We start from the raw sequence: 24,990 nt of genomic DNA, 5'->3' as shown, positions 1-24,990 counted from the left end.
GGACGGCCAGGGGTACGGCCCCGAATCCCATTGCCCGGGGCCCGGGTTGTCGAGCAGGATCGGACCCCGTGACCACCACCGAAACGCCCTCGCCCGCCGTCCCGCCCCGCCCCCTCGCGCTGATCACCGGGGTCGGCCGCACGGTCGGCATCGGTGCCGGGATCGCCCGGCAACTCGCCTCGTCCGGCTGGGACATCGCGTTCACCTACTGGACGCCCTACGACCGCCGCATGACCTGGGGCGAGGAGCGCGGGGCGACCGCGGCCATCGAGGCGTCGCTCGCCGCGCACGGCGCCCGCACCGCCGCGATCGAGGCGGACCTGATCGACCCGGACGCGCCCACCCGGATCTTCGACGAGGCCGAGCGCCGGATCGGGCCGGTCACCGCGCTCGTGCTGAGCCACGCCGAATCCGTGGACTCCGGGCTCCTGGACACCACCCTCGCCAGTTTCGACCGCCACTTCGCGGTGAACGCCCGCGCCACCTGGTTGCTGATACGGGAGTACGCGCTGCGCTTCCGCGCCCCCGCCGGTACCGGCCGGATCGTCGCGCTCACCAGCGACCACACGGTCGGCAACCTGCCGTACGGGGCCAGCAAGGGCGCCCTGGACCGCATCACCCTGGCCGCCGCGCGCGAACTGGCGCACCTCGGGGTCACCGCCAACGTCATCAACCCCGGGCCCGTGGACACCGGGTGGATGACGGAGGAGCTGGCGGAGGAGCTGCGCCTGGGCACCCCGCTGGGCCGGCTCGGCACCCCGCAGGACACCGCGCACCTGGTGGACTTCCTGTGCTCACCGCAGGGCCAGTGGGTCAACGGCCAGCTGCTCAAGAGCAACGGCGGAGCCGCGTAGACCCACTGCACCCCTTGTCGCGCGCCCACCCGGTCATTAGGGTCGCCTCGGTGTCGAAGCGCTTCGACAGACACGCCTCGACGCCCCCTCCGGCAGCACGCGCGACGTACAGGAACGGATGCCATGCCAGTCCGCAACCAGACGGGCACCACCGTCAGCAACCCGGTGATCCCCGGGTTCCACCCCGACCCCAGCGTCTGCCGCGTGGGCGACGACTACTACCTGGCGTGCTCCAGCTTCGAGTACTTCCCGGGCATCCCGCTCTTCCACAGCCGCGACCTGGTCCACTGGACGCAGATCGGCAACGTCCTCGACCGTCCCGAGCAGTTGCACCTGACCCCGGGGACCCGGGCTTCCGGCGGCATCTACGCGCCGACGCTCCGGCACCACGACGGCCGGTTCTGGCTCGTCGTCACCAATGTCGAGGTGGGCAACCTGCTGTTCACCACCACCGACCCGGCCGGCCCCTGGTCCGACCCGGTCCCGCTGCCCGGCGTCCCCGGCATCGACCCGGACCTCGCCTGGGACGAGGACGGCAGCTGCTGGTGCACCGTGGCCGGGGTCTCCCAGGTCCGCATCGACCCGCACACCGGCGAGACCTTCGGCGAACCGCGCCGCATCTGGTCCGGGGCGCCCGGGGCGAAGGCGCCGGAGGCTCCGCACCTCTACCGGATCGGCGACCACTGGTACCTGGTCATCGCGGAGGGCGGCACCGAGCGCGGGCACGCCGTCTCCGTCGCGCGCGGGCCCTCGCCCGCCGGGCCGTTCGAGCCGTGCCCGGACAACCCCGTGCTCACCCACCGGGGCCGCGAGCACCCCGTCCAGAACACCGGCCACGGCGACCTGGTGCAGGGGCCGGACGGCTCCTGGTGGCTGGTGCACCTCGGTGTGCGGCCGGGCGGCGGCACCCCCGGCTGGCACGTGCTCGGCCGGGAGACCTTCCTCGCGCCGGTGACCTGGGTGGACGGCTGGCCCGTCGTCGGCGAGGTGTCCCTCGAACTCCCCGTGCTGCCCTGGGCGTTGACGCCCGTACCCGACGCCCCGGCCCGGGACGACTTCGAGGAGGCCGAGCCGCGCCCGTACTGGATCTCGCCCCGCCGCTCGACCGCCGGGCGGGCCGGGACGAAGGAGCGCCCCGGCTGGCTGACCCTGCACGGGCGGGGCGGCACGCTGGACGACCCGGACGCGGTGTTCACCGGCCGCCGCCAGCAGCACCTGGCCTGCCGTGCCCGCACGTCGGTGGACGCGGCGGACGGGCACGGCGGGCTCGCGGTCCGGCTCGACGAGGCGCATCACTACGCGGTCGAGGCGGGCGGCGGCGAGATCCGGCTCATCGCCCGGATCGGCCCGCTCCGCACGGTCGTCGCGTCCCGCCCGGCGCCCGCCGGACCGGTGGTGCTCGGGATCGACATCGTGCCCACCCGGGCCCCGCTCGACCCGTGCACGGGACCGGACACGGTGACCCTGGGCGTCGAGGAGCCGGACGGCACGTTCACCGCGCTCGGCTCCCTCGACGGGCGCTACCTCTCCACGGAGGTGACCGGCGGCTTCACGGGCCGGGTGATCGGCCTGTACGCGGCGAGCGGCACGGTGCACTTCGACTGGTTCACGTACGAACCGCTCTAGGCGGCCGAGGTGGCCCCCACGGCGGGCGTGTCGGGGAGGGCCTTCAGGATGTCGCGGAGCAGGTCGATCGTCTCGTCCTCCGCGTCGGTCCCCAGCTCCTCGTTGAGCCGGTTGAGCCGGTCCGCCGCCTCGATGACGGCGGACCGGTCGCCGCGTGCCGCGTGGGCCCGGAAGAGGTCCCGGGTGAGCAGTTCGCTCTCCGGCGACGCGACCAGGCCGCGCGTGGCCGCCGCGACGGCGCCGGTGAGGTCACCGGCCGCCAGGCACCGCTCCGCCAGCTCGTGGGCGACGTCCACGACCGACGACACGATGTCGTGGAACATGGTGTCCGCCCACAGGTAGTTGCGCGGGTTGGTCCCCGCGAACGGGGTGCCCCGGACCAGCGAGAGCGCCCGCGCCAGCGCGGTGTCGGCCGCGGCGCCCCGGGCGTGCATGCCCTCCTGGTACAGCTCCTGGAAGTCCAGCCAGTCGCACCGCACGTACGGGGCGAAGGCGTACCGCCCGTCCGTCACGAACGGCAGGTAGGACTGGCCGCCCATCCAGGCGCGCAGCTTGCTCACATTGGAGTTGCGCAGCGAGTGCCCGACCTCCCGGCCCGGCCAGATCGCCTCGTCCAGCGCGCGGTGCTCCAGGCCCGGGTGCAGGACGAGCCAGGCGGCCATCTCGGTCAGCCGGCCGCGGCGGTTGGACTCGACGGGCCCCTCCGCCGACTCCATCCCGACCGGCCCGAGCACCCGGATGTACGGGTGGGCTGGTATCGGTGCCGCAGCGGTGATCGTTTCCTCCACGGGGACGGCGTGCATCGGGTTCCCGTCCTTCCCGGCGGCCTCCGCTTCCGGGGCGGCCATGACGGCGAGCGTGAGTCGTGGGTCCTGCGGCCGGGCCCAGTCGGGCGTCGGCTCGTCCATGGGCTGCCCGGAGACCGCCATCAGCTCCAACAGGGCCGCGTACTGGGCGGGTTCGAGGCGTTGCAGCATCACTTCGAGGTCCGTCTCCGGAATCGTCACGACGACGCCGGGCGCCGCGTCGACGCTCCACGTCTCGGGCAGTCCGAGCCCGGCGTCGGCGCTCGTCACGGCGGCCAGCGAGGTGCGGGGCTGCGCCGCCGTCAGGTCGAGCAGGTCGAGCGCGCTCGGGTCCGAGCCGGTCAGCGGCAGCGCGCACAGCACGATCTGCGGTGCCCAGGCGTCCGCCCCGGCCCCCATCAGCCGTGCCTCGCGCAGGCTCTCCGCCCCGCTCTCGGCCAGCGCCCGCCGCTGCGCCTCGTCGTGGCTCCGGAGGCCGGTGACGGCGGATTCCAGGGTCGCGTGGTGCACGACGCGGCCCGGGAACGCGGTCTTCAGCTCCTCGCCGAAGCCGACCAGCCGGATCGTGTGCTCGGCGTGCAGCGAGTCGGAGGCCAGCTCCACGGCCAGCGCCAGCAGCACGGACCGTACGTCGTCCGTCTCGCCGTCGAGCCGGAGCATCCCGATCCGCTCCAGGTCGACCAGGACCGGGAACCCCTCGAAGCTGGTGCCCAGGCTGATCAGCGCCGGATACGGGAGCGCGGTGGCCGAGGCCCCCTCGGCAGGCAGCAGCGCCCCCGAGTCCTTCGGGCACCACCAGATCTCCTCCCCGCTCACCACGGGCACGAACGGCGTGACGGGAACGGCCGGTTCGCAGAGGTGGAGCGCGGCCCCGTCCGGGGTGACGACGACGGCGTCGAGCCGCGGCAGCGCGGTGCCCTCGCGGGCCAGCTCGGCGGAGAGGGTGCGCAGGGCGCGGTCCAGCAGGTCGAGCCCCTCGGGCACGTCCGCCGAGGCCGCCCGCATCTCCCTCTCCAGCACGGCGGCATCGCCCTCGGGCAACGCGATGCGGCGCCGGGGGCGCCGGCGACGCTGCTGCACGATGCGGCGCGTGCCGAGGACGCCGAGCACCCCTGCGGCGAGCAGGGCGCCGATTCCGGCGCCGGTACGGGCGGAGAACCCGGCGTCCTCGCCGCCGGAGGCGGTGTCGGCGGGGGCGGGGGCGGCCGTCTCGGGCTTCTCCCGCCCGGGGGTCGGCTTCGCCGACTCGGCGGGCGCGGGCTTGGCGGACTCGGCGGGCTTGGCCGACTCCTCCGGCTTCGGCTTGGCGGTCTCGGCGGGCTTCGCGGGAGCCGTCTCGGCGGGCTTCGGCTTGGCGGTCTCCGCCGGTTTGGCCGGTGCGGGCTTGGCGCTCTCGGCCGGGTGCGGCTTCGCCGTCTCGGCGGGCTTCGGCTTCGCCGTCTCGGCGGGTTTGGCCGGTGCGGGCTTGGCCGGGGCGGGGCGGGCCGACTCGTCCGGTGCCGGGTCCGCGGGCTTCGGTTTCGCCGGGTCCGCCTCGTCCGGGCCGGAGGCCGGGAGTTTCAGTTTCTGGCCCGGGATGATCAGGTCCGGGTTCGTGAACGTGCCGCCGCCCGGCAGCTCCGTACCCCGGTTGAGATCGAAGATCTCCCCGTAGCGCGCGGGGTCGCCGAGTTCGCGGTCCGCGATGGCGCCCAGCGAGTCGCCGGGGCGGACGGTCGCCGTCCCCCCGGAGGACGCCGCCGCCTCGGGGGCGGCCCCCGTCCCGGCCGGCATCCGCAGCTTCCAGCCGGGCTGGAGGAAGCCCTGGGCGTGGAAGACCGTGCCGTCCGTCATCACCCGGCCCTCGTTGAGCGCGGCGATCTCCTGCCAGCGGTTGCCGTCGCCCAGCCGGTCCTCCGCGATGCTCCACAGGCTCTCGGCCGGACGGACGTCCCGCACGGTGTACGAGTCGGCCGACGCGGCCTGCCGCGTGGTGCGGGCGTCCGAGGCGTGCGCGGTGTCCTGGGCGCCGGTGTGGGCGTACGACTGGGTGACGGAGACCGGGGCGGCGGCCGGTGCGGCGAGGGCCGATCCGGCCGTCGGCAGGAGCACCAGGATGGAGCCGATCAGGGTCGCGGCGGCCCGCTGGCTCGCCCCGAGGCCGCTCAGCCGCCGGGCCGTGCGGCCGCGCAGCCCGGCGGGGATCTCCAGCAGCACGGAGAAGGCGAAGCCCGCCCAGCCGACCCAGCCGACGGCGGCGAGCAGGAGCAGGAAGGCTCCCCCGGTGTCCTGCCGGGAGAACAGGTGGGTCAGGTCCTCGATGCCGTTGCCGAGGACGACACCGGTCGCCCACCAGAGCAGCACCGGCAGCCCGGCGAGCAGCGCCGCCAGGACGAGCAGGCTCAGCAGGGCCCGTATCAGATTGCCGACCGTACGCACCGCGATCACGACCCTTCCGGGGCGACGACACCGTGGATGAGCGTGGCGTGCCCCTCCCCGTGGACGGACATGGAGGAAATGCCGACGACCGTGAGGAAGCGGGTGTCGTACGTGCCGGTCACGGTGACCGTCACCCGCTTCCCGTCGGCCGACACCGTCGCGCTGCCGTGCGCCCCGGCCGCCGAGAGGTACGCCGCCGCCGCGGCCTGCGCGGCGGCGGGCTGGGCGACGACGGCCTTGCCCGGGATGGCCTGCGCGGGGTCGATCGCCTGGCCGCCCGCCCGGGCGGCCTCCATCGCGATGGCGTCGGCCCGCTCCGTGGCGCGCAGCTTGCCGCCGCCGTCCACGGTGATCCCGATGACGGCGAGGAGCGCCACGGTGATGATGGCGCTGTAGACGGCGATGCCGCCGCGGTCGTCGTACGTACGCATCAGTCGCGCTCCCGGTACGCGTCGACCGCCGAGGTGAACGTCGACGTGAGGGTGTGGCTGCCGGGGGCGCCCGGCAGCATCAGGTCGGACAGCGGAACGGTGCACGCGACCGTGACACGGACCGTTCCGACCGTGCCCAGGGGGGCGTTGAGCCCCGACGCGTCCACGCTGACGCTGGTGCCGGAGCAGGTGAGGCCCTGGTCCGCCAGGGTCTCCTGCGCGGCGGCCAGGGCGTTGCTCTGCGCGGCCCCCGCGGTGCGCGAGATGGACGCCTCGCGGGCCGCGTCCTCGGCGGCGGCGTCCACCTTGTTCCCGGCGGTCACCACCCGGCCGCCCGCGAGGGCCAGGCAGAGGAAAATGATCATCAACGGCGTGACGATCGCGGCCTGGATCGCCTCGCTCCCCCGGTCGTCCCAGTTCACTTCATCCCCCGGTGGTCCAGCGCTCCACGGGCCCGGACGCGCTCTGAGTGATCGTCAGCCCCGGCACCCCGGGCAGCAGCGAAGGGGCGCGTCCGGTGACCTGGACGCGGATGCGCTCCGCCGTGCTGCCGCCCGTGGAGACGGACGGGCCGAGCAGTGTGTTGCCCGCGATCCGGCCGAGCACCGCCTGCGCGCGCTCCGCCCCGGCACCCGGGCCCGACTCGTAGACCCGGGCGGCCGCGACGCCCTCGCGCGCGGCGGTCAGGGCCACGTTGCGCGCGTAGTACCAGAGCGACACCTGCACCACGGCGATCGTCAGCAGGATGATGAACGGGAAGACGATCGCCATCTGGACCGAGGTGTCGCCGCGGTCGTCCAGCGGGCGACGCGCGACGACCGCGGGCTTCATCAGATGCCCGCCAGCTTGCCGTTGTACCGGGCGATGACCGTCGCGATGGTTCCCGCGATGAGCAGGGCGCCCGTCACGGCGGCGACCCAGATGATCACCGTGGTGATGGAGACGTCACCGCGGTCCGGGTCCTTGGCGCCCTGCTCGACGCGGTCGGCCAGCACCGCCAGGACCAGGGTCAGGGATACAGCGGCCCGGTTCGTGAGCTTGTTGATCGCGTTCATGCTGCGAGCCTCCTCGTTCCTTCTCTTCGTAAGCGTCGACTCCCTTGTGAGGAGACGCCGTTGGCCGTCACGCCGGTTCGGCGCGTAGCCGGTTGTTACCGCTGTTACGTGGCCATGATGTTGATCACCGCGGGGAAGGCGACCATCAGCATCACGAGCACGGCGAGGAGCGCGCCGGGGGCGGTCATCTTCTCGCTGTTCTCGTTGGCCTCGGCGGCCTGTTTGGCGAGCAGTTCGGTCCGCAGGGACTTGGACCGGGCCCGCAGCGTCGTGTAGACGGCCGCGCCGTCGTGCGCCGACATCCGCATGATCTCGGCGACGTCCTCCAGGACCGGCAGGTCCAGCTCCTGGGTCAGCTGGACCAGCGCCTCCCACGGCGGGACCTTGTCCACACGGGCCCGCATCATCGCCTCCTGGAGCCGGGTGAAGGCCCAGCCCCGGCCGACGGCGGCGGCCCGTTCCAGGGCCTCGGTCGGCCCGGAGTCGGCGGCCCGCTTGAGCGCGACGAGGTCCAGGTAGGCGGCGATCGCGTGCGAGAACTCCTCGCGCGCCCGCGCCGCCTGGTCCCGTACGGACAGGTCGGGGATGAACCAGAGCAGCACGCCCAGCACCAGACCCACCGCGACGGGCAGGTAGAACGGCACGCCGAGCCCCATCAGCGTCCAGGCGCCCACGACGAACGGTGGGATCAGCAGTCCGCCGCCCGCCAGCGCCGCCTTGAGCAGCAGGAACCGCTCGGGGGTCTGGCCGACCAGCGCCAGGTCCTTGCGCGGGATGGTGACCCCGGGCAGCCCCTGGAGGTGTTCGAGCAGCCAGGCGCCCCACTCGTCGTCCCGGCTGACCGGGCCCGTCTCCTGGTCCGGCTCCGGCGCGGTGGCGTTCAGGCGGCGCAGGCTGGCCGCCAGGTCGGGTTGCGGGCCGACCAGTTCCCGTATGAGCAGGGCGAGGCCGCCGCCCACGGCGAGGCCCGCGAAGATCGCGGCCGGGGGTATCACGACTGGGCCTCCTGGAGCGGTTCGGGCGGTTCCGGCAGCTTGACCCGGCTGCGCGGATCGGCGATCAGGAACCGGGCCACCGGGCGGTGGTCGGCCAGCGAGCGCATCCAGATCAGCACCCCGGCGAAGGCCGCCGTCAGCAGGGCCAGGACGAGCTGTCCGAGGAGCGTGCCGTAGGGCGCGGTGTAGCTGGGGACGAGGAAACCGGCCCCGACCACGCAGAGCGTGATGATGGTCATCCACCGCACGGTGGTGCGCGGCTTGGCCCGGTCGGCCTCGATCTGGCGGCGCTTGCCGACCTCTTCGCGTACCGCTTCGGACAGGTCCTCCAGCGCCTGCGCGAGGCCGGGACCCCGGTCCGAGGCACAGAGCATCAGCGCGGCGAGCACCTTGTCGGCGGTGACGTCGTCCAGGGCGTCGGCGAACGACTCCAGCGCGTCGGCGGGGCGCCAGCCGACCTGGAGGCGGTCGGCCAGGTCGGCGATCTCGTGCTCCAGGTCGGCGGGCGCGCCGCGGCGGCTGGCGATCATCGCCTGTTCCAGGCCCATGCCGAGGCGCAGCACGTCGGACAGGCGCTGGGTCCACTCGCCGAGCGCCTCCAGCTTGTCGATGCGCACGGTCGCGTTCTTCGTGGGCGAGAGCAGCCAGGGCACCCCGACGACGGCGGCGCCGACGAGCAGCCCGCCGGTGAAGACGCCGGTGATCACCCAGACGGCCAGGGCGAGGACGCCGCCCGCCGCCCAGCGGGTCCGGCGGCGCATGGCCGCGTCGTGCGCCACGCTGCCGCCGAGGCCCTTGCGCGAGCGGCGGACCGGGCGCGGGGCCGTCGTGCCGACCAGGCCCGCGACCAGGCCCACCAGGCCGCCGGCGACGGCGAGTCCGGCGAGCACCCACATCAGCATGAGATTCATCCGGCCATCACCTGGAGATCCAGCGGGCGCTGCCAGGAGCCGTGCGGATGGTCCAGCAGGTGGACGGGGAAGCCGACCCGGACCAGGTCCTCCAGGCAGGAGGGGTGCATGTGCGGGACGGCCCGCGGCTCGCCGGGGCGGGGCGCGAAGATCCGGTTGGTGGCGGGGCGGCCGTTCTCGCCCATGCCGGTGACCTCCAGGACGTGCGAGACGAACCGGTGGCGCTTTCCCTCGATGCGGGTCTCGTCGCGCATCGAGACGAACACGATGAAGTCGAGCCCGTTGGCGGCCTGGCGGTAGGCCAGTTGCTCGGTCATGTTGTCCTGGGCCAGCAGGTAGAGCTCCGCGATGCGGTCGAAGACGATCTCGGGGCGGCGGGCGTGGATCGTGCAGAGGTTGCCGCCCTTGCCGTTGGTCATCGCCTGCATCATGGCGACGATCTCCTGGCCGCGGACCTCGCCGACGACGACCCGGGACAGCGACATGCGCAGCGCGCGGTGGATGAGGTCGAGCAGGGTGATCTCGCCCGCGCCCCGGCCGTCGGCGCCGCGTTCGCCGTTGGACTCGCGGGACTCCATCGGCACGACCTGGCGGTGAAAGCCGTTGGTGTGCGCGAAGAGTTCGAACTCGGTCTCGATGGTGGCGAAGCGCTCGTCCGGGTCGATCTCCTTGAGCAGGGCGCGCAGCAGCGAGGTCTTCCCGACCGCCTGCTCCCCCGTGATCATGATGTTCTTCTCGGCGCGCACGGCGGCGGCCAGGAAGGCGGCCAACGTCTCGTCGATGGCGCCGAGTTGGATCATCCCGTCGAGGTCGACGTCCTTGACGCGGTGCCTGCGGATGGTGACGAAGGTCTTCGGGGTGACCCCGGTGACGGCCTGGAGCCGGGAGCCGTCGGCGAGGCGCAGCGCGAGGAACGGGTCGGCGGTGGACAGGGTCCGCTCGCTCTGCCCGGTGCGGCGCGCCAGGTCCCGGAGCATCTCCTGGAGCTCCTCGTCGGAGTCGGCGACGGGCGCGACCCGGACCCGCCCGCTGTCCCCGTAGTCGAGCCACACCTCGTCGTAGCCGTTGATGAGGATGTTCTCGACGCGCTCGTCGTCCAGATAGGGCTGGAGGCGTCCGGCCCGGAAGAGCATGTCGTAGACGGCGGAGGCCAGGGCCGCGTCCTCGGCCTGGGTGGTGCTCGCCCCGCGTTCGACGGCGATGGCGTCGGACCAGACGGCGACGGCCTCGTTGATCAGGGCGCGGCCGCGCTGGGCCTGGGACTCCGGGCTCATCCGGGCCGACGCCTTGATCTCCTGGGCGAGCCGGTCCGCGACCCGCTTCTTGATCTCGCCGGCGACCCGGTGGTCCACGGTGGCCTGTGGGAGGTGCGTCTCGCCGATCGCCCGAATCGAGGAGACCCCGGCGGTGGGCCGCTGCGCGGTGCGCGGGTCGGTCCGGGGCGGGACGGGCGGGCCGAACTCGCCGCGCTTGAAAGCGACGGTGTGCTCGGCCGCCGGGTTGGGGTGCATCACCGGGTCGGGGTGGAGCGGGTTAGCGCGCATCGGCCTTCTCCCCTTCCCCGTACGGTCCTTGCTGCTGGTAGGCGCCCTGGTGGTACGGGCCCGGGGCGCGGGGTGCGAGGCGGTCGCGGCGCAGGGCGACCCGCTCGCGCAGCGGACCGGTGGCCGCCCGGGCGGCGCGCATCAGGTCGGAGCGGTCGAAGCGGCTGCCGCCGTCCACCCCGTCGGACAGCACCTCGGCCTGCTTGGGCCGCCAGGGCATCCTGGCGAGCACCGGCACCCCGAGCGCCTTCTCGACCTCGCCGGACGTGTAGGGCCCGCCCTCGACCAGCAGGACGGCGAGCGCGTCGGCGCCCGTACCGCCGGGCCCGGCCAGCGACTTGCGCAGCGCCTCGACGCGGACCTGGGCGCTCTGGACCCCGCGCAGGGTGTTGCGGACGACCATCACGACGACGTCCGCCCGCCTGGCGAGCACCGCCGAGGCTCCGAACGCGCCGCGCCGGCCGAGGTCGACCAGGACGTCGTGCTGGTGGTCCTCGATCCGGGCGAACAGTTCGGCGAGGCTGCCCCAGGCGGGGTCGAGCCCGGCCGCCTGCGCGGGGTCGGTGATCCCGGGCAGCAGGAGCCGGCTGCTGCTGTTGTCCTCGGAGATGTCGACCAGCTGCCGCCAGAACGCCTCGACCAGTTCGTCCTTCCGCTGGGCCACGGCGAGGTTGCGCAGCCCGTAGCGGGCGTCCATGCGGCCCTGGAGGGCGCCCGCGAGGACGGCCCCGCCGTCGGGGTCGCACTCGGCGAGGATCAGCCGGCGCCCGGGGCCCAGGGGCCAGGCGAGCAGCAGGGCGAGCGCCGAGCTGGTCACCCCCGGCGCCCCGGTCCCGCCGGCCAGCGCGATCACGGACATCAGGAACCGCTCCCGCTCTTCACGACGATCGCCACCCGGCCGGTGGCGGCCCGCGCCGCGAGGGCCGGTCCGTCGGTCGCCGGGACGGCCACGTCGATGGTGGCGACCCCGGTGGCGTCGGCGGGGTCGCCGACCGCGACGACGGTGGCCGCGATGGTCTGCGGCGGGGCGTCGGACGTCTCGTCGTTCTCGCCCGGGGTGCTGACGATGAGGACCTTGCGCCCCGGGAACAGCCCGGAGGTGGGCCGCTGGGAGGGCTTGGTGGCGACGCCGACGAGGGTGTCGCCCTGTTTGAGGAGGCTGGTGGAGGTGTACTGGTCGCGGGCGAGCAGGGCGCCCGGGGTGAGCGAGACCGCCGCCCGCTTGCCGACGACGCCGCCCCGGTCCGCCGCCTTGACGGGCTTGAGGGCCGGGTCCAGGGATATGGAGACCTCGGTGAGGTCGCCGTCCTCGATGACCTCGCCGGCGGCCACCGCGTGGGTGACGGCGAGCACGTCGGTGCGCTCGCCGGTCGCCGTGAACAGCAGGGCGCCGGAGAGCCCGCCGACCGCGGTCAGGGCGAGGGACAGGGCGATGAGGGCCGGGCGGCGCCGTCGCTGCTTCAGTGCCCGCGGGGGCGCCACGGGGGTGGGGGTGCCCGGCGCGCCGCCCTGGTAGGGCGGGGCGGCGGTCTTGGTCCTGCTCAATGGGTGCCTCCAGCAGTGCTTTCGCTGCGCGCGCTCGTCATCGGGCGGTGGTGCTTCCCGGTCGTCAGCCGACGACCTGGAGCTCGCCGATGGCCACGGTGGTGGCGGACTCCCGGGTCTCGGTCAGGTCGCCGCTCTCACCGCCGCCCTCCCAGTGGATGGTCCACGTGGACGTGGCGGTGACCTTGAACTTGTTTCCGGCCTCGCCGCGCGAGGTGTGGCGGTAGACGTGCCCGCAGTCGGGCGACTCCCGCTTCCCGTACGACGCCCGGTAGGGCTCGCCGGGCTCGGTGCAGGTGACGGACGAGCCGTCGCCCATGTTCCACACGACCTTCGACACCTTGGCGGTGGCCGTGACCGAGACGGCCCCGGCGGTGACGGTCCTGGCCTGCGGTCCGGTGGTGTTGGGGTGCTGCTTGTTCCACATCCAGACCGGCAGCCCGACCAGACCCGTGCGGCCCGGCTCCGGCGCGATGCCGATGTCGGCGCCCTTGAGGGTCATCTGGGCGACGGCGCGCTCGGCCAGCTCGGCCGGGGTGGGCCCGGCGTCCTTGCCGATCGTGCCGTTGGGGAAGAACGTGTCACGGGGTACGAAGGTCCCGGCGCCCTTGTACGGGAAGTCGGGGCAGTTCGTGGGGTGGTAGATGTCGCCCTCGTCGGGCTTGTGGTTGCCCCAGATGATGTAGTCGTCGGCCGGGGGCTGCGGGTCGAGCAGGGTCCAGTAGCAGGACTCGTTCCAGAAGCCGAGCCCCGGCACGTAGCAGGGGATCTCCTGGCCGTTCTCCCGGTGGCACTTCCGGCCGCCCCCGGAACCCCCGCCCGTGCCCCCGCCGGAGCCGCCGTCGCCGGGCTCGCCCGGGTCCTCGGCGGTGATGTCGCAGACCTGCGTTCCGGGCGGGCACTTCACGTCGCCGTCGGCCACGGCGGCCTGCGTGCCGGCCAGCGCCAGGGCCCCGGCGGCCAGCGCGACGAGCACGCCGCGCGCGTATCGCCCCGGGGTCAGCATGTCCGGTCCTTGTCGATCGTGTAGTCGACAATCCGCCAGCCGCCCTTGCCGTCCTTGGCCGTGGTGGCCTTCGCGGTCCAGGGGCGACGGTCGTCCTCCTTCACACCTGCAATCGGTTTGCCCGTCGCCCGGCGCACCACGATCCCCGTCACGTCGACGCAGTCGGTGATCGTGGCGGTGTGCACCGAGGAGTCCACATCGACGGCCGTGACCTTCGGCGAGATGACCGGCGGGCCCGTGAAGGCGATGCCCGTCTTCTGGTAGTACGTGAACCCTTCGATGATGTTCGCCGCGGCGTTGCCGGTCGTGTACTCGCTGAGCTTCACGTCCTTCATGCTGCCCGTGGAGTACGCCTTGGTCTGCGCCTCCCACATCCCGCGGTACGCGGCCAGCGCGTCCCGCTCGGCGGCCGCGCGCTTCTTCGTCGCGCCGTCGTCCTTGGTGGCGCTCGCCGTGGGCTCGGCGGGCTTCTTCTCGTCCTTCGCACCACAGCCCGTGGCCAGTACGAGGAGGCAGACCGCCATCCCCGAACAGGCCATCAGGCCGGCCTTCTTCCCGCGTGCCATCGGACCCCCCTGGTCATGCGCCGTGGTGCGCATCGTCGTCTGCGTCCGGAAAGTGATGTGCCGTCATTCTGCATCACGGCCCCGGGCCGAACGGGCGCCGTTCTGTCACAACTATGTCCGACTGCGGTGACAGAAGGGCCGGTTGATGACCTGCGTATGAGCAGAATCTGATCACCTCACCCGCCACACCGATCACATCCCTGCCAACGATCCGGAGGCGGCTTCGAGTTGGCCGGTCAAGACCTTGCCCGCACCGCCAACCACCCTTGTCCAGAAGGGTCCGTCGCGCGGTCAAGGGGGCGGTCAAGGGGTGAGGCGCACCATCAGCCGTGTTCCACAGCGCGTCCAGGGGGAGACGATCCAATGCGCACCCACGCACCACCACCCACCAGAAGCGAAGGGCTCATAGGCCGCCTCAACACCGAGTGGGCGGACCTGAGCCAGGACGAGACGTTCCGGCTGCACCTGCGCCACTGGTACGGCGACCCGGCACCCACCGGCCCGCAGTCCCTGCTCGACACCCTGCGCGCCTGCCGGACCTCCGGCGCCCAGGACCGCATCCTGCTCCCGCTGCTCAGGGCGGCCGTCACGGGCGGCCCCGGCGGCCCGCTCGCCGCGCGCACCGTGGTGCAGACGATGCTCCCGAAGGCGATCCGCATCGCCCGCAGCCAGCTGCGCCCGCAGTACGACTGGGAGGAGACGGTCTCCCTCACGGTCGGCGCCCTCTACGAGGTCGTCCGGACCTATCCCGTCCACCGCCGACCCCGGCGCATCGCGGCCAACCTCTCGCTGGAGACCCTGCGCCTGACGCGCCGTCTGATCGGGCACGACACGTCCGCCGTGCCCCTGGACCCCGACAGCGCGGCCGGGATCTCCACCGCCGACCCCTCGCCCGCCTCCCAGGCCGAACTGACCCTGCTCCTCGCGAGGGCCGCCGACTACCGGCTGCTCGCCGAGGACGAACCGGGGCGCGCGGCGGGCTGGGACGCCCGGGCGGAGCTGGTCGAACTCCTCGTCTGGGCCCTGGAGTCGGGCGCGCTGGACGTGGAGGACGCGCGCCTCATCACCGGCTACTACCGGGACCGGCCGGCCGGTCATCCGGTCACCCCGCGCCCCTCCGCGCGGGACGGCGCCCGGCAGCGGCAGCGGCGGAGCAGGGCCGTCCGGCGGCTCACGGCAGCCGCCTCCGGGAGGTTCGCGACCCCTGACAGGTTCGCGACAGCGAAGTGACGATCCAGTGACACAAGTCACCCAGGATGGTGGCCTGTTGACGTCACACCCGTACGGCCGGATCCACCTGCCCCGTGCACACCCGATGCTGCGGACCGCTCAGGGAGACATGCGATGAAGCGCGGCCTCAGGCTGGCGAACAAGAAGCAGAAGACCACCGAACAGGCACCGCCGAAGCCGAAGGCCACGCGCACCTCGCGCTACGCCACGGCTCCCCGGGCGGTGCCCGCCGAGGCAGTCGCCGAGGAGGAGACCGACGAGCTGGACGAGGCGGCCACCGGCTGGCAGCAGACCACCGTCAAGATGGCGGGCCTCACCAAGCTGGTCACCGTCGTCGTCTGGATCATGGTCGTCGCCGGACCGCTGCTGGGGTTCTTCGCGGTCGCGGTGGCCAGTTCCTCGCAGGCACCGACGACCACCGGCAAGCAGGGCGGGACCGGTTCCGCCCCGTCCGCCACCGGGCCGTCGGGGTTCGCCGAGCTGTACGTGGCGGCGTATCTGGCGGCGGGCGAGGGCACGGAGGAGGACCTGCTCCCGTACTACTCCGAGCCGGTGACCCTCGCGAACGAACCGGGCTCGCGCTCCGCGTCGAACGTCGTCACCGTGGCGGCCCAGCAGGCGGAGAAGGGCTACTGGTCGGTGACGGTCGCGGCCCGCATCGCGGCGAAGGACAAGGCCGGGAAGATGAAGGACCGGGGCATGCACTACTACCGGGTCGGCGTCCAGGTCTCGGGCACACCGGAGGCGGGCGGCACGATCGACCCGTCGAAGACCGCCGAGGGGCCTGCGTCCCCGGCCGCCTCGGGCCCGGCCCCGTCCCCCGCGCAGTCCTCGCCCGCCGCCCAGGCGTCGCCGGAGCCGAGCGGTTCCGCCCCGGCCCCCGCACCCCGGGGCCCGGCGGCGCTCTACGCGGCGACCTCCCTCCCGGCCGAGGTCAACGCCCCGGCCTCCGCCGAGCACGGCGACCTGGCCTACGGATCGGACCGGGGCGTCAGCGCGGACAACCCCGTGACCGACACCGTGAGCCGCTTCCTCGCGGCCTACCTGACCGGTCAGGGCGAGCTCAACCGCTACGTGTCCCCCGGCCTCCAGGTCGCGGCGATCACGCCCGCCCCGTACGAGTCCACGCTGCTCACCGGCGTCCGGGACGACCAGCCGGCCGACAGCGACGACGCGGACGCGGTCCCCGAGGACGGCACGCAGCGGCACGTACTGGTCTCCGTGAGCGCGACGACCGGCGGCCAGGACTACCTGCTCAGCTACGCACTCACCCTGACCACCCGGGACGGGCGCTGGGAGGTGGCGTCGTTCGACACCGCCCCGGCGCTGTCCCCGGACCAGACCGGACCGGTCGCCGACGACTCCGGGGCCACGCCGGACGCCTAGTCGGACGAGTCCTCAGACGCCTCGGCGGACAACGCCGGGGAGCGACACACCACCCAGCTGATCACACGAGGGGAAGCACAAGTGAGTTACGCGAACACCGATATGGTGCAACTTGCGGCCGACGGCAAGATCTTCGACTGGGTCTCGGACACGATCGACAACGTCCAGACTCTCGCCGTCTCCGCGGCCCTGGCCATGGCGATCGTCGGCACGGTCATGGCGTACGTGAAGACGAAGTCCTGGGCGGGCACTCTGACCGCCGCCATCCTGGGCGCCGTCGTGGTCTTCGCCGTCGGCAACATGGACGCGCTCAGCAACATGGTCGACAGCGAGGTGCCCGACGCCCCGACGAAGGACGCGATCTCCGTGGTCCAGCCCTATGAGCCGCCGGCCACCGCGGTGGGCCAGGCCGACCTGCTGTGAGCGGCGGGCAGCCGTCCGACGGGAAGCCGCTGATCGGGCGTTCGTACACCCGGGCACGGAAGCACCCTCTCGTCATCGGCAAGCTCCCCGGCGGCGGACGGATTCCCGGCGGCCCGTACACGATCACCCAGATCGTGACCATGGTGGGGGTCTTCGTACTCCTGCTGGGCCTCCGGGATCTGTGGGCGTTCTTCGGACTCGGGAACGCCCTGGTCCTGGTCGTCGTCCCGTGGGGACTCGCGTGGCTGATGCGGTACGCCCGGATGGACGGCCGTGACCCCGCGCGGGCCCTGCTCGGACTGCTGACCTACGGCACCTCGCCGCCGGGGGGCCGGCTGGCCGGCCGCCCGCAACGGACCTTCAAGACCAAGCTGGTGACGGGACGGGTGACCGTCAACGTGCGGCTCCCCGCGGAGCCCGCACCGTCCCCCGCCCCCGAGGCCCGCCCGGTACGGCTCGTCACCACGACGGGCCGTACCGGTGGGCCCCCTGCCGAGGCGGCACCGCCCGCAGCCGGCTCCGCGCCGGCCCGGCCCCGTACCCGCCTCCAGGAACTGCTCGACGAAGCAGAGCGGCAGCACTGAACCGAAGGATGGATGAACTGCCATGCGTCTTCCCGTGCGCCACATCAGCGGCCATCTGATCTGGACCACCAACGCGACGGTGTGGGCCGTGTGGCGGGTCGATTCCGACAACTACAGCCACGCCTCCAAGGCGGCCAAGCACGAACGGCTCAACGCCCTGGAGTCCCTGTTCAAGGCGATCAAGGGCGAGGCCCTGCTGCTCAGCCTCTGCCCGCAGGTGGACGCGGCCAGTGTGGTCACCCGCATGACGGCGGGGATCGACCTGGACGCGTCCCCGGAGTACGTGGACCTGTCCCTGCGGGTCCTGGACGAGCTGGAGGAGATGGAGCTCTCGGGACGGGTCGACTTCCTGGCCGTCCCGATGAAGCACACCGACTTCAAGCAGGGCGCGTTCGCGGTCCTGTCCTCCGCCCACTACGAGGTCATGAACACCCTCGGGCTTCCGACCACCCCGGTCGGCAGGGCCGAGGAGGAGCGCCGGATCGAGCAGGCCCGGCACCTCGCCGCGACCTGGCCGAGCGCCATCCGGCTCCGGCCCGCCACCGAGGGCGAGATCCTGTGGATCTACGGCCACTGCGCGCGCCGCGGCCTGGCCGAGCCGCTGCTCCCGGAGCACGACGAACCGCGCTCGGTGGTGGGGCGCGGGCGCCCCGTGGCCGCGTACAGCGAGGTCATCCTGGACGAGGGCGGGCGTGGCGACGGCATCCAGGAGCGGCGCGGCGTCCCGCTCAACCCGTTCCGGCACCGCTATGTGAAGTCCAGTACCGAATTCGGTGACAGCTACCAGTCGTTCTCGATCCTGGCCGAGATGCCGGACTCCTTCGCCTTCCCCGGCAGCGAATACCTGGCCGCCCTGGACGACTTCGGGTTCCCGGTGGACTGGGCGGTCCGGCTGCACATCGAGCAGGGCTCCAAGGCCGAGCCCAAGTCGCGCCGCCAGGCCCGCGAACTCGCCCACCAGCGCGGCGAGTACGACGGCGAGACGGCGGGCGTCCCGGCCAGCCTGGACAAGGCGAGCAGCGCGCTCAACGAGTACCGCTCCCGGCTCACCTCGTCCTCGACGGAGGTCGAGATCAGGGCGAGCGTGGTCACCTGCGTATGGGGCGGGACACCCGAGGAGACCGAGGAGAAGGCCGCCGCGCTGATCAACCACTTCGGCGGCAACGACTACACGCTCGTCCGCCCGATCGGTGAGCAGACGTCCCTCTTCCACAGCATGCTCCCGGGCACGCCCACGCCCCGGGTGATGAACGACTACGCCCAGTTCCTGCTGGCCCGGGACTTCGCGATGTCCCTGCCGTTCTGCGGACAGGCGCTCGGCGACGACGGCGGCTCGCTCTTCGGCCTCCAGCTCAACGGCGGCGGCGCCCGCCCGGTCCTGGTCGACTTCAGTCTGGGCCCGCGCATGAACGCCTCGGCGTCCGCCGTGTTCATCGGCGAGCTGGGCTCCGGCAAGTCGGTCGCCATGAAGACCGCGATGTACTCGATCCTGACGACCGGCCGGCGCGTCGGGCGCTCCCGCAGCCGCGGCCGGGCGCTGGCCATCGACCGTACGCCCCAGCAGGAATGGGCCCGGTTCGCGCGCGCCTGCCCCGGCGAGACCCAGGTGATCACCGTCGACGAGGACGCCTCGGTGTCGCTGGACCCGCTGCGCGTCTTCAAGGGCCCGCGGGCCGCCCGTTACACCGAGTCCTTCCTGACCCCGCTGCTGGACATCGCCTCGATGTCCACCGAGGGCGTGACGCTCGCGGACGCCATCGACGCCACGCACAAGGCGCCCGAGCCCAGCATGCGGCTGCTCCTGGAGACCCTGACGGAGCGCGCGCAGACGCCCGATCCGCTGGACCCGGACGACCACAACGTCCGGGCGGCGGCGAGCGAACTGGCCCGGAAGCTGCGGTCGCTGGCCAAGAAGGACCTGGGCCGGGTGATCTTCGACCCGAGCCTGCCGATCGTGGAGATCACCGACGCCGACACGATCATCTTCTCCGCCGCCAACATCGGTCTGCCCAAGAAGACCGAGCTGGAGGGCCACCGGCTGTCCAGCCTGGAGGTCGAGAAGAAGTTCGGCTGGCGCCTGATGTACCTGGTGGCCGCGCTCTGCCGCGAGATCGCCTTCGCCGACCCGGAGGAGTTCGTCGGCGTCTTCCTGGACGAGTGCTGGTGGCTGACCTCGTCCGCCGAGGGTACGGAACTGCTCCTGGAGATCATCAACGACGGCCGTAAGCACGGCTGCGGCGCCTTCGCCGGCTCCCACGACCCGTACGACGTCGGCCCGGCCAACTCCGAGTACGGCGAGAAGATCCGGGGCCTGGTCTCGCACCGCTTCCTCTTCCGCCACCGCAACCGCCAACTGGCGGCGCGCGGCCTGGAGTTCCTGGGCCTGGACGGCACCGATCCGGAGCTGCTGAAGCTGGTCACCGAGAACCTGTCGCCGATCAACGTCTCCGACGACGAGCGGCTGCTGCGTTCCGGCGAGTGCCTCTACTACGACCTGAAGAAGCGGATCGGCGGCATGAAGGTCCTGATCCCGGCGGACGAGCACGCGGCCGAGGCCATCCACACGACCCCGGGCCGCGCCACGCTCGACGAGCCCGCCGAGGCCATCGAGGCGGCCGACGCCATGGAAGCGGTGGAGGCGCAGCGCATATGACCGCACTCACGGGGGTGATCCAGCAGCGCCGCACCTGGCTGCGGCTGCTGGTGCTGGTCGGCGTGCCGATCCTGCTCACGCTGCTGTTCTCGCACCACGCCTGGGCGGACAACTGCAGCCCGAAGGACGAGGTTCCCAACCTCTTCTGCGAGCCGCCGAAGCCGAAGGACAACGGCAAGGTCCTCGGCATCTTCGATGTGGTGGACAAGAACGGCGTCCCGATCAGCGCCTACGGTCTCAACGTCGACCAGGGCGGCATGCTCGACGTCATCAGCAAGATCATCGCGTTCCTGATCGGCGTCGGCTTCAGCGTCCTGCGGACCGTCATCGGCTTCGCGTGCTGGCTGGTGGACTGGGCCCTGGACTTCGGTCTGGCGAAGCAGCTGCTCAACCCGGTGTCCGACGTCGCCGCGACGATCAAGGCCCAGGTGATCGACAGCCTCGGCCTGAAGATCCTCTTCCTGACGCTCGTCGCCGTGTACGCCGGCTACCTCATCCTGTTCAAGCAGCGGTCCAAGGGCTGGATCGAGATCTGCACCTCCCTCGTGATCGCCTCCATCGCCACGGTCACGCTGGCCAGTCCGGGCACCTTCCTCATCGGCAACGCCGACGACACCGGCGTGCTGGGCAAGACCAAGCAGTTCTCCCTGGACATCGCCGACGTGATCCTGGAGGACCGGTGCGCGGCGGACGGGGTGACCCCGGCCGAGAAGGACGGCCAGGCCACCACCTGCGACGGCCAGGGCAAGGGCAAGTCCAAGAGCGATTCGGTCGCCCGGCCCATCACCGACGGGCTGGTCGACGCCTTCATCCAGCGCCCGGTGTGGGTGCTCTACACCAAGAAGCCGATCGACGGCGCGTGCAGCGCCGCGTACGGCAAGGCGACGCTCGCCCGCTACAACTTCAACCGGCTCGTCCTGCCCCGGCTCATCGAGGAGGAGAACAACAAGGGCTGGATGGAGAAGCTCGGTGACGCGTTCAGCGACGTGTTCTCCCTCGACGGGCTCAAGGACAGCCTGCTGATCGCCACCGGCAACCCCTGGGCCATCTACACCGTGGTGAAGGGTGAACAGAAGGAAGCCGTAGAGGAGTTCAAGAAGAAGGCGGAGGGCACCGAAGCCTGGAAGACCTACATCAGCGGCAAGAACGGCTCCGACCAGGCGGCCGACCCGAAGGTCCAGAAGGCGTGCGGCGGCGACGTCCCCATGGACGACCAGCAGATCTCCGCCTCGCTCGACAACCTGCTCAGCGTCTGGTTCATCGCCCTCGCCGCGATCATCGTCGTGGTGCTGGTGGTCGCGGTCTCCTGCACCTTCCTGATCTCCCAGGTGTGGATGGCGATCGAAGTCATCCGCGCCCAGCCGGCGCTGGTGGCCGGCATCCTGCCCGGTGGCGGCCGGACCGCCATGTGGAACTGGGTGTCGGGGGTCGTACGCGTCATCCTGGCCATCTTCCTGTCGGTGATGTTCCTGGCGTTCTTCCTCGTCATGGTCATCGCCCTGCTGAACGCCGACACCGGCGAGGTCATGACGGTCAAGTTCCTGACCATCGACTTCCTGGCCGTGGCCTTCCTGATCTTCCGGAAGAAGATCACCGCGGCGGCCAAGAACATCTCCTCCAACTTCGGCCAGCGGATGGCCTCCAAGACCGGCAACGGTGTCGATCCCGACGACGCACCCCCCAATGCCTTCCAGAGCGCCACCGAGAACGGCAAGTCCGGGCTGGAACAGCTCAAGGACGACGGGGCCACCCTCAGCAAGGTCGGCGGCCGCGCCCGCGACCTCTGGAAGGGCAAGGCACCGGGCGGCGGGGGCGGATCGGGCGGCGGAGGCGGCGGAGGCGGCGGTGCCGGCTCCGGCAAGACGAAGAAGAGCCTCAAGGACCGGGTCCAGGGCGCCGTCAAGCTGGGCACCACCGTCGCGGCGGCCGTCGGCTCCGGCGGCACCAGCGCCGCGGTCCAGGCCACGGCGAAGGCCGCCCTCAAGGCCCGCCTCAAGAAGGCTGCGACGAACCGGCTCCAGAAGAACCGCGTCGGCCGGGCCACCCTCACGGCCGCCCGCACCGGCCGGTACCTGAAGAACGACGCCCCCATCACCCGGAGCAGGTTCCGGAACGCGGCGGCAGCCGAGCGGCGCAACCTCGCGGACAGCGTCCCGCCGACCGACGGCGAGCGCGCCCGCGACTCGCAGCGGGACGCCGCCCGGCGGATGCGCCAGACCAGGAGCCGGCAGCGCAGCGGCAGCCAGCAGGTGAACGGTACGGTCAACAGCCGCCGCAACCAGCAGCGCAACGCCCGGCGCTCCTCCGGCCGGAACGGCCGCCGCACGCCACGCGGAGGAGGCGGCGGAGGTAACGGCAGGTGAGCGCAGCCGCCAAGGCCGAGCCGATGAGCAGTGGCAAGAAGTGGGCCATCGGCTTGGCCATCACCGCCTTCGCCCCGTGGATCTTCTTCATCATCGCCACCTTCATCGCGGCGAGCATGCTGCCCGGCGGCGCGTCGAGCGAGGAGAAGGTCCCCGTCGCGGTCAGCTGCGTGAAGGTGTCCGGCATCCCCAAGCCGACCTGCGAGGCGTATCTGTCGGCGGAGGAGAAGATCAAGGAAGTCCGCCCCAAGTGCAAGAACCTCAGTTGGACCCTGCTGGCCGGGATCGGCAAGATCGAGTCCCACCACGGCACGTTCATGGGCCGCAAGGTCATCGACAAGTACGGCGACAAGTACGGCAACGTGGAACCGCCGGTCATCGGCCCGGTCCTGGACGGCACCCACAACACCCAGCGGATCTACGACACCGACAACGGCAAGTACGACGGCGACACCACGTACGACCGGGCCGTCGGCCCCACCCAGTTCATCCCGCAGACCTGGGAGAGCGTCGCCCAGGACGGTGACGACGACGGCGACACCGACCCGCAGAACGTCTTCGACTCCGCGCTGAGCACGGCCGCGCTCCTGTGCGGCAAGGGCGAGGTCGACATGTCCGACGCGAAGACCGAGCACGACGCGATCTTCCGCTACAACCACTCGGAGCAGTACGTCAAGGACGTCCTGAACGCCAAGGCGGAGTACGACGCCCTGGGCGACATCTCCGGTCCCGTCAACGCCTCCGGAAAGGCCAAGCAGATCATCCAGGCCGCCAAGTCGCAGACGGGCCAGCCCTATTCCTGGGGCGGCGGGGACACCCTGGGCCCCTCGTACGGCATCTGCTGCTCCCCGGGCGGCCACTCCGGCCGGGGCATCAAGGGCTTCGACTGCTCGGGTCTGACCGAGTACGCCTACGGGAGGGTGGGCATCATGATCGGAAGCACCGCGCAGGCGCAGCACGACAGCGGGAAGGTGCGGGTCACCCACCAGCGGAACCTGAAGGACGCGCAGCCGGGCGATCTCCTGTTCTTCTCGGACAACCCGGGGAGCGGGAAGGGGATCTTCCACGTGTCCATCTATCTGGGCGGCAACAGACAGATCGAGGCGCCGAAACCGAACGACTTCGTCAAGGAGTCCGACGTCCGGATGGGTTCGCTCGACAGCATCGGACACCTGAAGTGACCGGCGCGGAGCGCTCCGGCCTCGTGATGCTCGCCATGGCGGCGGTGCTGTCCGTGGTCGGCGTCGCGCTGCTCTGGCCCGACATGAGCGGCGGCCGGGCCCCGGTGGCCCGGCCCCCGGTCAGCTCACCGGCCCCGTCGCCCACGACGGCCGCCCCCTCGCCCGAGGCCACGCCCACGGTGGGGCCGAAGCCGACGCCCAGCCTGTCCCGCACCGCAGGATCGCCGTCGCCGTCCCCGTCCGCCTCCGCGCCCCGGGACGGCGACGACCTGGCGGGGTCGGTCAGCGACGCGGCCCTGCTGCACTCGTTGCGGCTGACCCGCCAGGCGAACATCCCGCCCACGCTGGAGGAGCGCCTCGTGGACCTCGGCGGGAAGGTCCTGCTCGCCGACGTCACCGGCACGGGCCGCAAGGCCTTCCCGGACTACTTCAAGGGCGCGTCGGCCACGGACCGCTGGCGGGACTGCCGCATCCGCGCGGGCGTCGGGGAACGCTACGACAACCGCTCGGACGCGGCGCTCATCCACCTGGTGTGGGCCGGTACGAGCCCGCTGGGCGAACGTGACGACCGCCGCCCGGCGACGGTCCTCCTGGTGCGGGACGCGGGCGGCACCTGGGCACCGCAGCCGCTTCCCGCGGAGGACGAGTGATCACTGTGCGCGTGGCAGCAGCGCCGCCCGGACGGGCCGGTGGTCGGAGCCGAGACCGGGAAGCACCTCTCCCCGGGCGATCTCGTATCCGCGGGGTACGAGGATGTGGTCGAGCTGGGCGACCGGTCGCCCGGCCGGCCAGGTCCGCCCTGTTACCGCGCGCCGCCGACGGGCCAGGGCGGCGGCAACCGGGCCGGTCATGTTCAGGTCGCCCATCACCACGGCCCCGCTGAGCGGCCCGAGCCCGCGGACGAGCCGCCTCAACTGCCGGGGGCCCGCGTGCAGCCGGTGCGTCAGGTGGGTGTTCACCACGTGCAGCGTGCCCCCCGAGGGGAGCTCCAGCATGGCGGACTGCGCCGCCCGGCGCACCGTGTCACCCGCCGCGCGGCCGAGGTCCAGGACGCGGTGGCCGGTGACCGGGAAGCGGGTCAGGAGGGCGAGGCCCCACGACCCGGTGGCCTCCTGCTCGCGCTCCACGACCCGGAACCCGTCGATGTCCGCCAGGCGGGTCAGGGGCAGCTCCCTGATCCCGTAACCCAGCTCCTCGGCGGCCCGCGCTGCGATGCTCGGCCGGCCGTTGGGCGTCCACACCTCCTGGAGGGCGATCACATCCGCGCCGAGAGCCGCGCACGCGGCCGTCACGTCGAAGGGAACCCCGTCGCCGCCACACCCCCAGTGAAGGTTGAAGCCGGCGACCTCAATCCGGTCGAAGCCCGTCAACTCATATTCCTTACTTCCGGCACCGATACCTCAAGTACGCTCA

General features: G+C 72.3%; 23 protein-coding genes. 10 read left to right on the top strand and 13 right to left on the bottom strand.

Going from position 1 to position 24,990, the window contains the following annotated elements; translation table 11 throughout:
- Nucleotides 1–68: 68 nt before the first annotated feature.
- Both AMK18_RS22185 and AMK18_RS22180 read left to right on the top strand, forming a co-directional pair.
- The gene (locus AMK18_RS22185; RefSeq protein WP_073864120.1) at nucleotides 69–854 is read left to right on the top strand and encodes an SDR family oxidoreductase; all 786 of its coding nucleotides are present in this window, start codon (nucleotides 69–71) and stop codon (nucleotides 852–854) included.
- A gap of 123 nt (nucleotides 855–977) precedes the next feature.
- Entirely contained in the window at nucleotides 978–2,480 is a 1,503-nt protein-coding gene (locus AMK18_RS22180) for a glycoside hydrolase family 43 protein (RefSeq protein ID WP_073864118.1), read from the top strand.
- On the opposite strand, the gene AMK18_RS22175 is transcribed toward AMK18_RS22180, so the two are convergent.
- From AMK18_RS22175 to AMK18_RS22120, 12 genes are all read right to left on the bottom strand, one after another.
- Nucleotides 2,477–5,713: a BTAD domain-containing putative transcriptional regulator gene (locus AMK18_RS22175; protein ID WP_073864116.1), complete on the bottom strand. Its 3,237-nt coding sequence runs from the start codon at nucleotides 5,711–5,713 to the stop codon at nucleotides 2,477–2,479. The two genes, AMK18_RS22180 and AMK18_RS22175, sit on opposite strands and share 4 nt — an antisense overlap.
- Entirely contained in the window at nucleotides 5,710–6,135 is a 426-nt protein-coding gene (locus tag AMK18_RS22170; protein WP_018102195.1) for a hypothetical protein, read from the bottom strand. The genes AMK18_RS22175 and AMK18_RS22170 overlap by 4 nt, the downstream gene beginning before the upstream one ends.
- Complete coding sequence (locus tag AMK18_RS22165) at nucleotides 6,135–6,557, bottom strand: TadE/TadG family type IV pilus assembly protein (RefSeq protein WP_018102194.1); 423 nt, start codon at nucleotides 6,555–6,557, stop codon at nucleotides 6,135–6,137. Before AMK18_RS22165 ends, AMK18_RS22170 begins: the two co-directional genes overlap by 1 nt.
- 1 nt (nucleotide 6,558) lies before the next feature.
- On the bottom strand, nucleotides 6,559–6,966 hold the full coding sequence (locus tag AMK18_RS22160) for a TadE family protein (protein ID WP_018102193.1): 408 nt from the start codon (nucleotides 6,964–6,966) through the stop codon (nucleotides 6,559–6,561).
- Nucleotides 6,966–7,190 carry a hypothetical protein gene (locus AMK18_RS22155; protein ID WP_073864114.1) on the bottom strand — a complete coding sequence of 75 codons (225 nt, stop codon included), beginning with the start codon at nucleotides 7,188–7,190 and terminating at the stop codon, nucleotides 6,966–6,968. Before AMK18_RS22155 ends, AMK18_RS22160 begins: the two co-directional genes overlap by 1 nt.
- 104 nt (nucleotides 7,191–7,294) lie before the next feature.
- Nucleotides 7,295–8,185: a hypothetical protein gene (locus tag AMK18_RS22150; RefSeq protein WP_073864112.1), complete on the bottom strand. Its 891-nt coding sequence runs from the start codon at nucleotides 8,183–8,185 to the stop codon at nucleotides 7,295–7,297.
- Complete coding sequence (locus AMK18_RS22145; protein ID WP_018102190.1) at nucleotides 8,182–9,096, bottom strand: type II secretion system F family protein; 915 nt, start codon at nucleotides 9,094–9,096, stop codon at nucleotides 8,182–8,184. The genes AMK18_RS22150 and AMK18_RS22145 overlap by 4 nt, the downstream gene beginning before the upstream one ends.
- The gene (locus AMK18_RS22140; RefSeq protein ID WP_073864110.1) at nucleotides 9,093–10,640 is read right to left on the bottom strand and encodes a CpaF family protein; all 1,548 of its coding nucleotides are present in this window, start codon (nucleotides 10,638–10,640) and stop codon (nucleotides 9,093–9,095) included. The genes AMK18_RS22145 and AMK18_RS22140 overlap by 4 nt, the downstream gene beginning before the upstream one ends.
- A complete protein-coding gene (locus AMK18_RS22135) occupies nucleotides 10,630–11,499 on the bottom strand; it encodes a hypothetical protein (protein WP_073864109.1) in 870 nt (289 codons plus the stop codon). The genes AMK18_RS22140 and AMK18_RS22135 overlap by 11 nt, the downstream gene beginning before the upstream one ends.
- Nucleotides 11,499–12,185 (bottom strand): SAF domain-containing protein, encoded by a 687-nt coding sequence (locus tag AMK18_RS22130; protein WP_018102187.1) that lies wholly within the window; start codon nucleotides 12,183–12,185, stop codon nucleotides 11,499–11,501. The genes AMK18_RS22135 and AMK18_RS22130 overlap by 1 nt, the downstream gene beginning before the upstream one ends.
- 64 nt (nucleotides 12,186–12,249) lie before the next feature.
- On the bottom strand, nucleotides 12,250–13,191 hold the full coding sequence (locus AMK18_RS22125) for a hypothetical protein (protein ID WP_073864107.1): 942 nt from the start codon (nucleotides 13,189–13,191) through the stop codon (nucleotides 12,250–12,252).
- A complete protein-coding gene (locus AMK18_RS22120; protein ID WP_018102185.1) occupies nucleotides 13,185–13,757 on the bottom strand; it encodes a hypothetical protein in 573 nt (190 codons plus the stop codon). Before AMK18_RS22120 ends, AMK18_RS22125 begins: the two co-directional genes overlap by 7 nt.
- A gap of 363 nt (nucleotides 13,758–14,120) precedes the next feature.
- On the opposite strand from AMK18_RS22120, the gene AMK18_RS22115 reads away from it, so the two are divergent.
- The 8 genes from AMK18_RS22115 to AMK18_RS22080 all read left to right on the top strand — a co-directional run bounded on the left by AMK18_RS22115 (nucleotide 14,121) and on the right by AMK18_RS22080 (nucleotide 24,227).
- On the top strand, nucleotides 14,121–14,987 hold the full coding sequence (locus AMK18_RS22115; RefSeq protein ID WP_073864105.1) for a hypothetical protein: 867 nt from the start codon (nucleotides 14,121–14,123) through the stop codon (nucleotides 14,985–14,987).
- A 114-nt stretch (nucleotides 14,988–15,101) separates the two neighbouring features.
- Nucleotides 15,102–16,373, top strand: a complete 1,272-nt coding sequence (locus AMK18_RS22110) for a conjugal transfer protein (RefSeq protein WP_073864103.1) — start codon at nucleotides 15,102–15,104, stop codon at nucleotides 16,371–16,373.
- 81 nt (nucleotides 16,374–16,454) lie between these two features.
- Nucleotides 16,455–16,796, top strand: a complete 342-nt coding sequence (locus tag AMK18_RS22105; protein WP_241836620.1) for a hypothetical protein — start codon at nucleotides 16,455–16,457, stop codon at nucleotides 16,794–16,796.
- Nucleotides 16,793–17,380 (top strand): TcpE family conjugal transfer membrane protein, encoded by a 588-nt coding sequence (locus AMK18_RS22100; protein WP_018102181.1) that lies wholly within the window; start codon nucleotides 16,793–16,795, stop codon nucleotides 17,378–17,380. Before AMK18_RS22105 ends, AMK18_RS22100 begins: the two co-directional genes overlap by 4 nt.
- 22 nt (nucleotides 17,381–17,402) lie before the next feature.
- The gene (locus AMK18_RS22095; RefSeq protein WP_018102180.1) at nucleotides 17,403–20,033 is read left to right on the top strand and encodes an ATP-binding protein; all 2,631 of its coding nucleotides are present in this window, start codon (nucleotides 17,403–17,405) and stop codon (nucleotides 20,031–20,033) included.
- Complete coding sequence (locus tag AMK18_RS22090) at nucleotides 20,030–22,396, top strand: hypothetical protein (RefSeq protein WP_073864101.1); 2,367 nt, start codon at nucleotides 20,030–20,032, stop codon at nucleotides 22,394–22,396. Before AMK18_RS22095 ends, AMK18_RS22090 begins: the two co-directional genes overlap by 4 nt.
- The gene (locus tag AMK18_RS22085) at nucleotides 22,393–23,577 is read left to right on the top strand and encodes a C40 family peptidase (RefSeq protein WP_241836619.1); all 1,185 of its coding nucleotides are present in this window, start codon (nucleotides 22,393–22,395) and stop codon (nucleotides 23,575–23,577) included. The genes AMK18_RS22090 and AMK18_RS22085 overlap by 4 nt, the downstream gene beginning before the upstream one ends.
- On the top strand, nucleotides 23,574–24,227 hold the full coding sequence (locus tag AMK18_RS22080; protein WP_073864099.1) for a hypothetical protein: 654 nt from the start codon (nucleotides 23,574–23,576) through the stop codon (nucleotides 24,225–24,227). The genes AMK18_RS22085 and AMK18_RS22080 overlap by 4 nt, the downstream gene beginning before the upstream one ends.
- Here the strand turns inward: AMK18_RS22080 and AMK18_RS22075 are convergent, their stop codons facing one another.
- A complete protein-coding gene (locus tag AMK18_RS22075) occupies nucleotides 24,228–24,947 on the bottom strand; it encodes an endonuclease/exonuclease/phosphatase family protein (RefSeq protein ID WP_073864097.1) in 720 nt (239 codons plus the stop codon). It lies immediately after the preceding gene.
- Nucleotides 24,948–24,990 lie beyond the last annotated feature (43 nt).

This window comes from Streptomyces sp. CB01249 (assembly GCF_001905735.1).
In the GTDB taxonomy this organism is placed as follows: domain Bacteria; phylum Actinomycetota; class Actinomycetes; order Streptomycetales; family Streptomycetaceae; genus Streptomyces.
This window is presented reverse-complemented; position numbering and strand designations above follow the sequence as displayed.

Excerpts from the sequence above, each read along its gene's own strand:
- AMK18_RS22180 (WP_073864118.1), top strand. The coding sequence starts at position 978 with ATGCCAGTCCGCAACCAGACGGGCACCACCGTCAGCAACCCGGTGATC.
- AMK18_RS22170 (WP_018102195.1), bottom strand. The coding sequence starts at position 6,135 with ATGCGTACGTACGACGACCGCGGCGGCATCGCCGTCTACAGCGCCATC.
- AMK18_RS22160 (WP_018102193.1), bottom strand. The coding sequence starts at position 6,966 with ATGAAGCCCGCGGTCGTCGCGCGTCGCCCGCTGGACGACCGCGGCGAC.
- AMK18_RS22155 (WP_073864114.1), bottom strand. The coding sequence starts at position 7,190 with ATGAACGCGATCAACAAGCTCACGAACCGGGCCGCTGTATCCCTGACC.
- AMK18_RS22145 (WP_018102190.1), bottom strand. The coding sequence starts at position 9,096 with ATGAATCTCATGCTGATGTGGGTGCTCGCCGGACTCGCCGTCGCCGGC.
- AMK18_RS22140 (WP_073864110.1), bottom strand. The coding sequence starts at position 10,640 with ATGCGCGCTAACCCGCTCCACCCCGACCCGGTGATGCACCCCAACCCG.
- AMK18_RS22135 (WP_073864109.1), bottom strand. The coding sequence starts at position 11,499 with ATGTCCGTGATCGCGCTGGCCGGCGGGACCGGGGCGCCGGGGGTGACC.
- AMK18_RS22125 (WP_073864107.1), bottom strand. The coding sequence starts at position 13,191 with ATGCTGACCCCGGGGCGATACGCGCGCGGCGTGCTCGTCGCGCTGGCC.
- AMK18_RS22120 (WP_018102185.1), bottom strand. The coding sequence starts at position 13,757 with ATGGCACGCGGGAAGAAGGCCGGCCTGATGGCCTGTTCGGGGATGGCG.
- AMK18_RS22115 (WP_073864105.1), top strand. The coding sequence starts at position 14,121 with ATGCGCACCCACGCACCACCACCCACCAGAAGCGAAGGGCTCATAGGC.
- AMK18_RS22110 (WP_073864103.1), top strand. The coding sequence starts at position 15,102 with ATGAAGCGCGGCCTCAGGCTGGCGAACAAGAAGCAGAAGACCACCGAA.
- AMK18_RS22095 (WP_018102180.1), top strand. The coding sequence starts at position 17,403 with ATGCGTCTTCCCGTGCGCCACATCAGCGGCCATCTGATCTGGACCACC.
- AMK18_RS22090 (WP_073864101.1), top strand. The coding sequence starts at position 20,030 with ATGACCGCACTCACGGGGGTGATCCAGCAGCGCCGCACCTGGCTGCGG.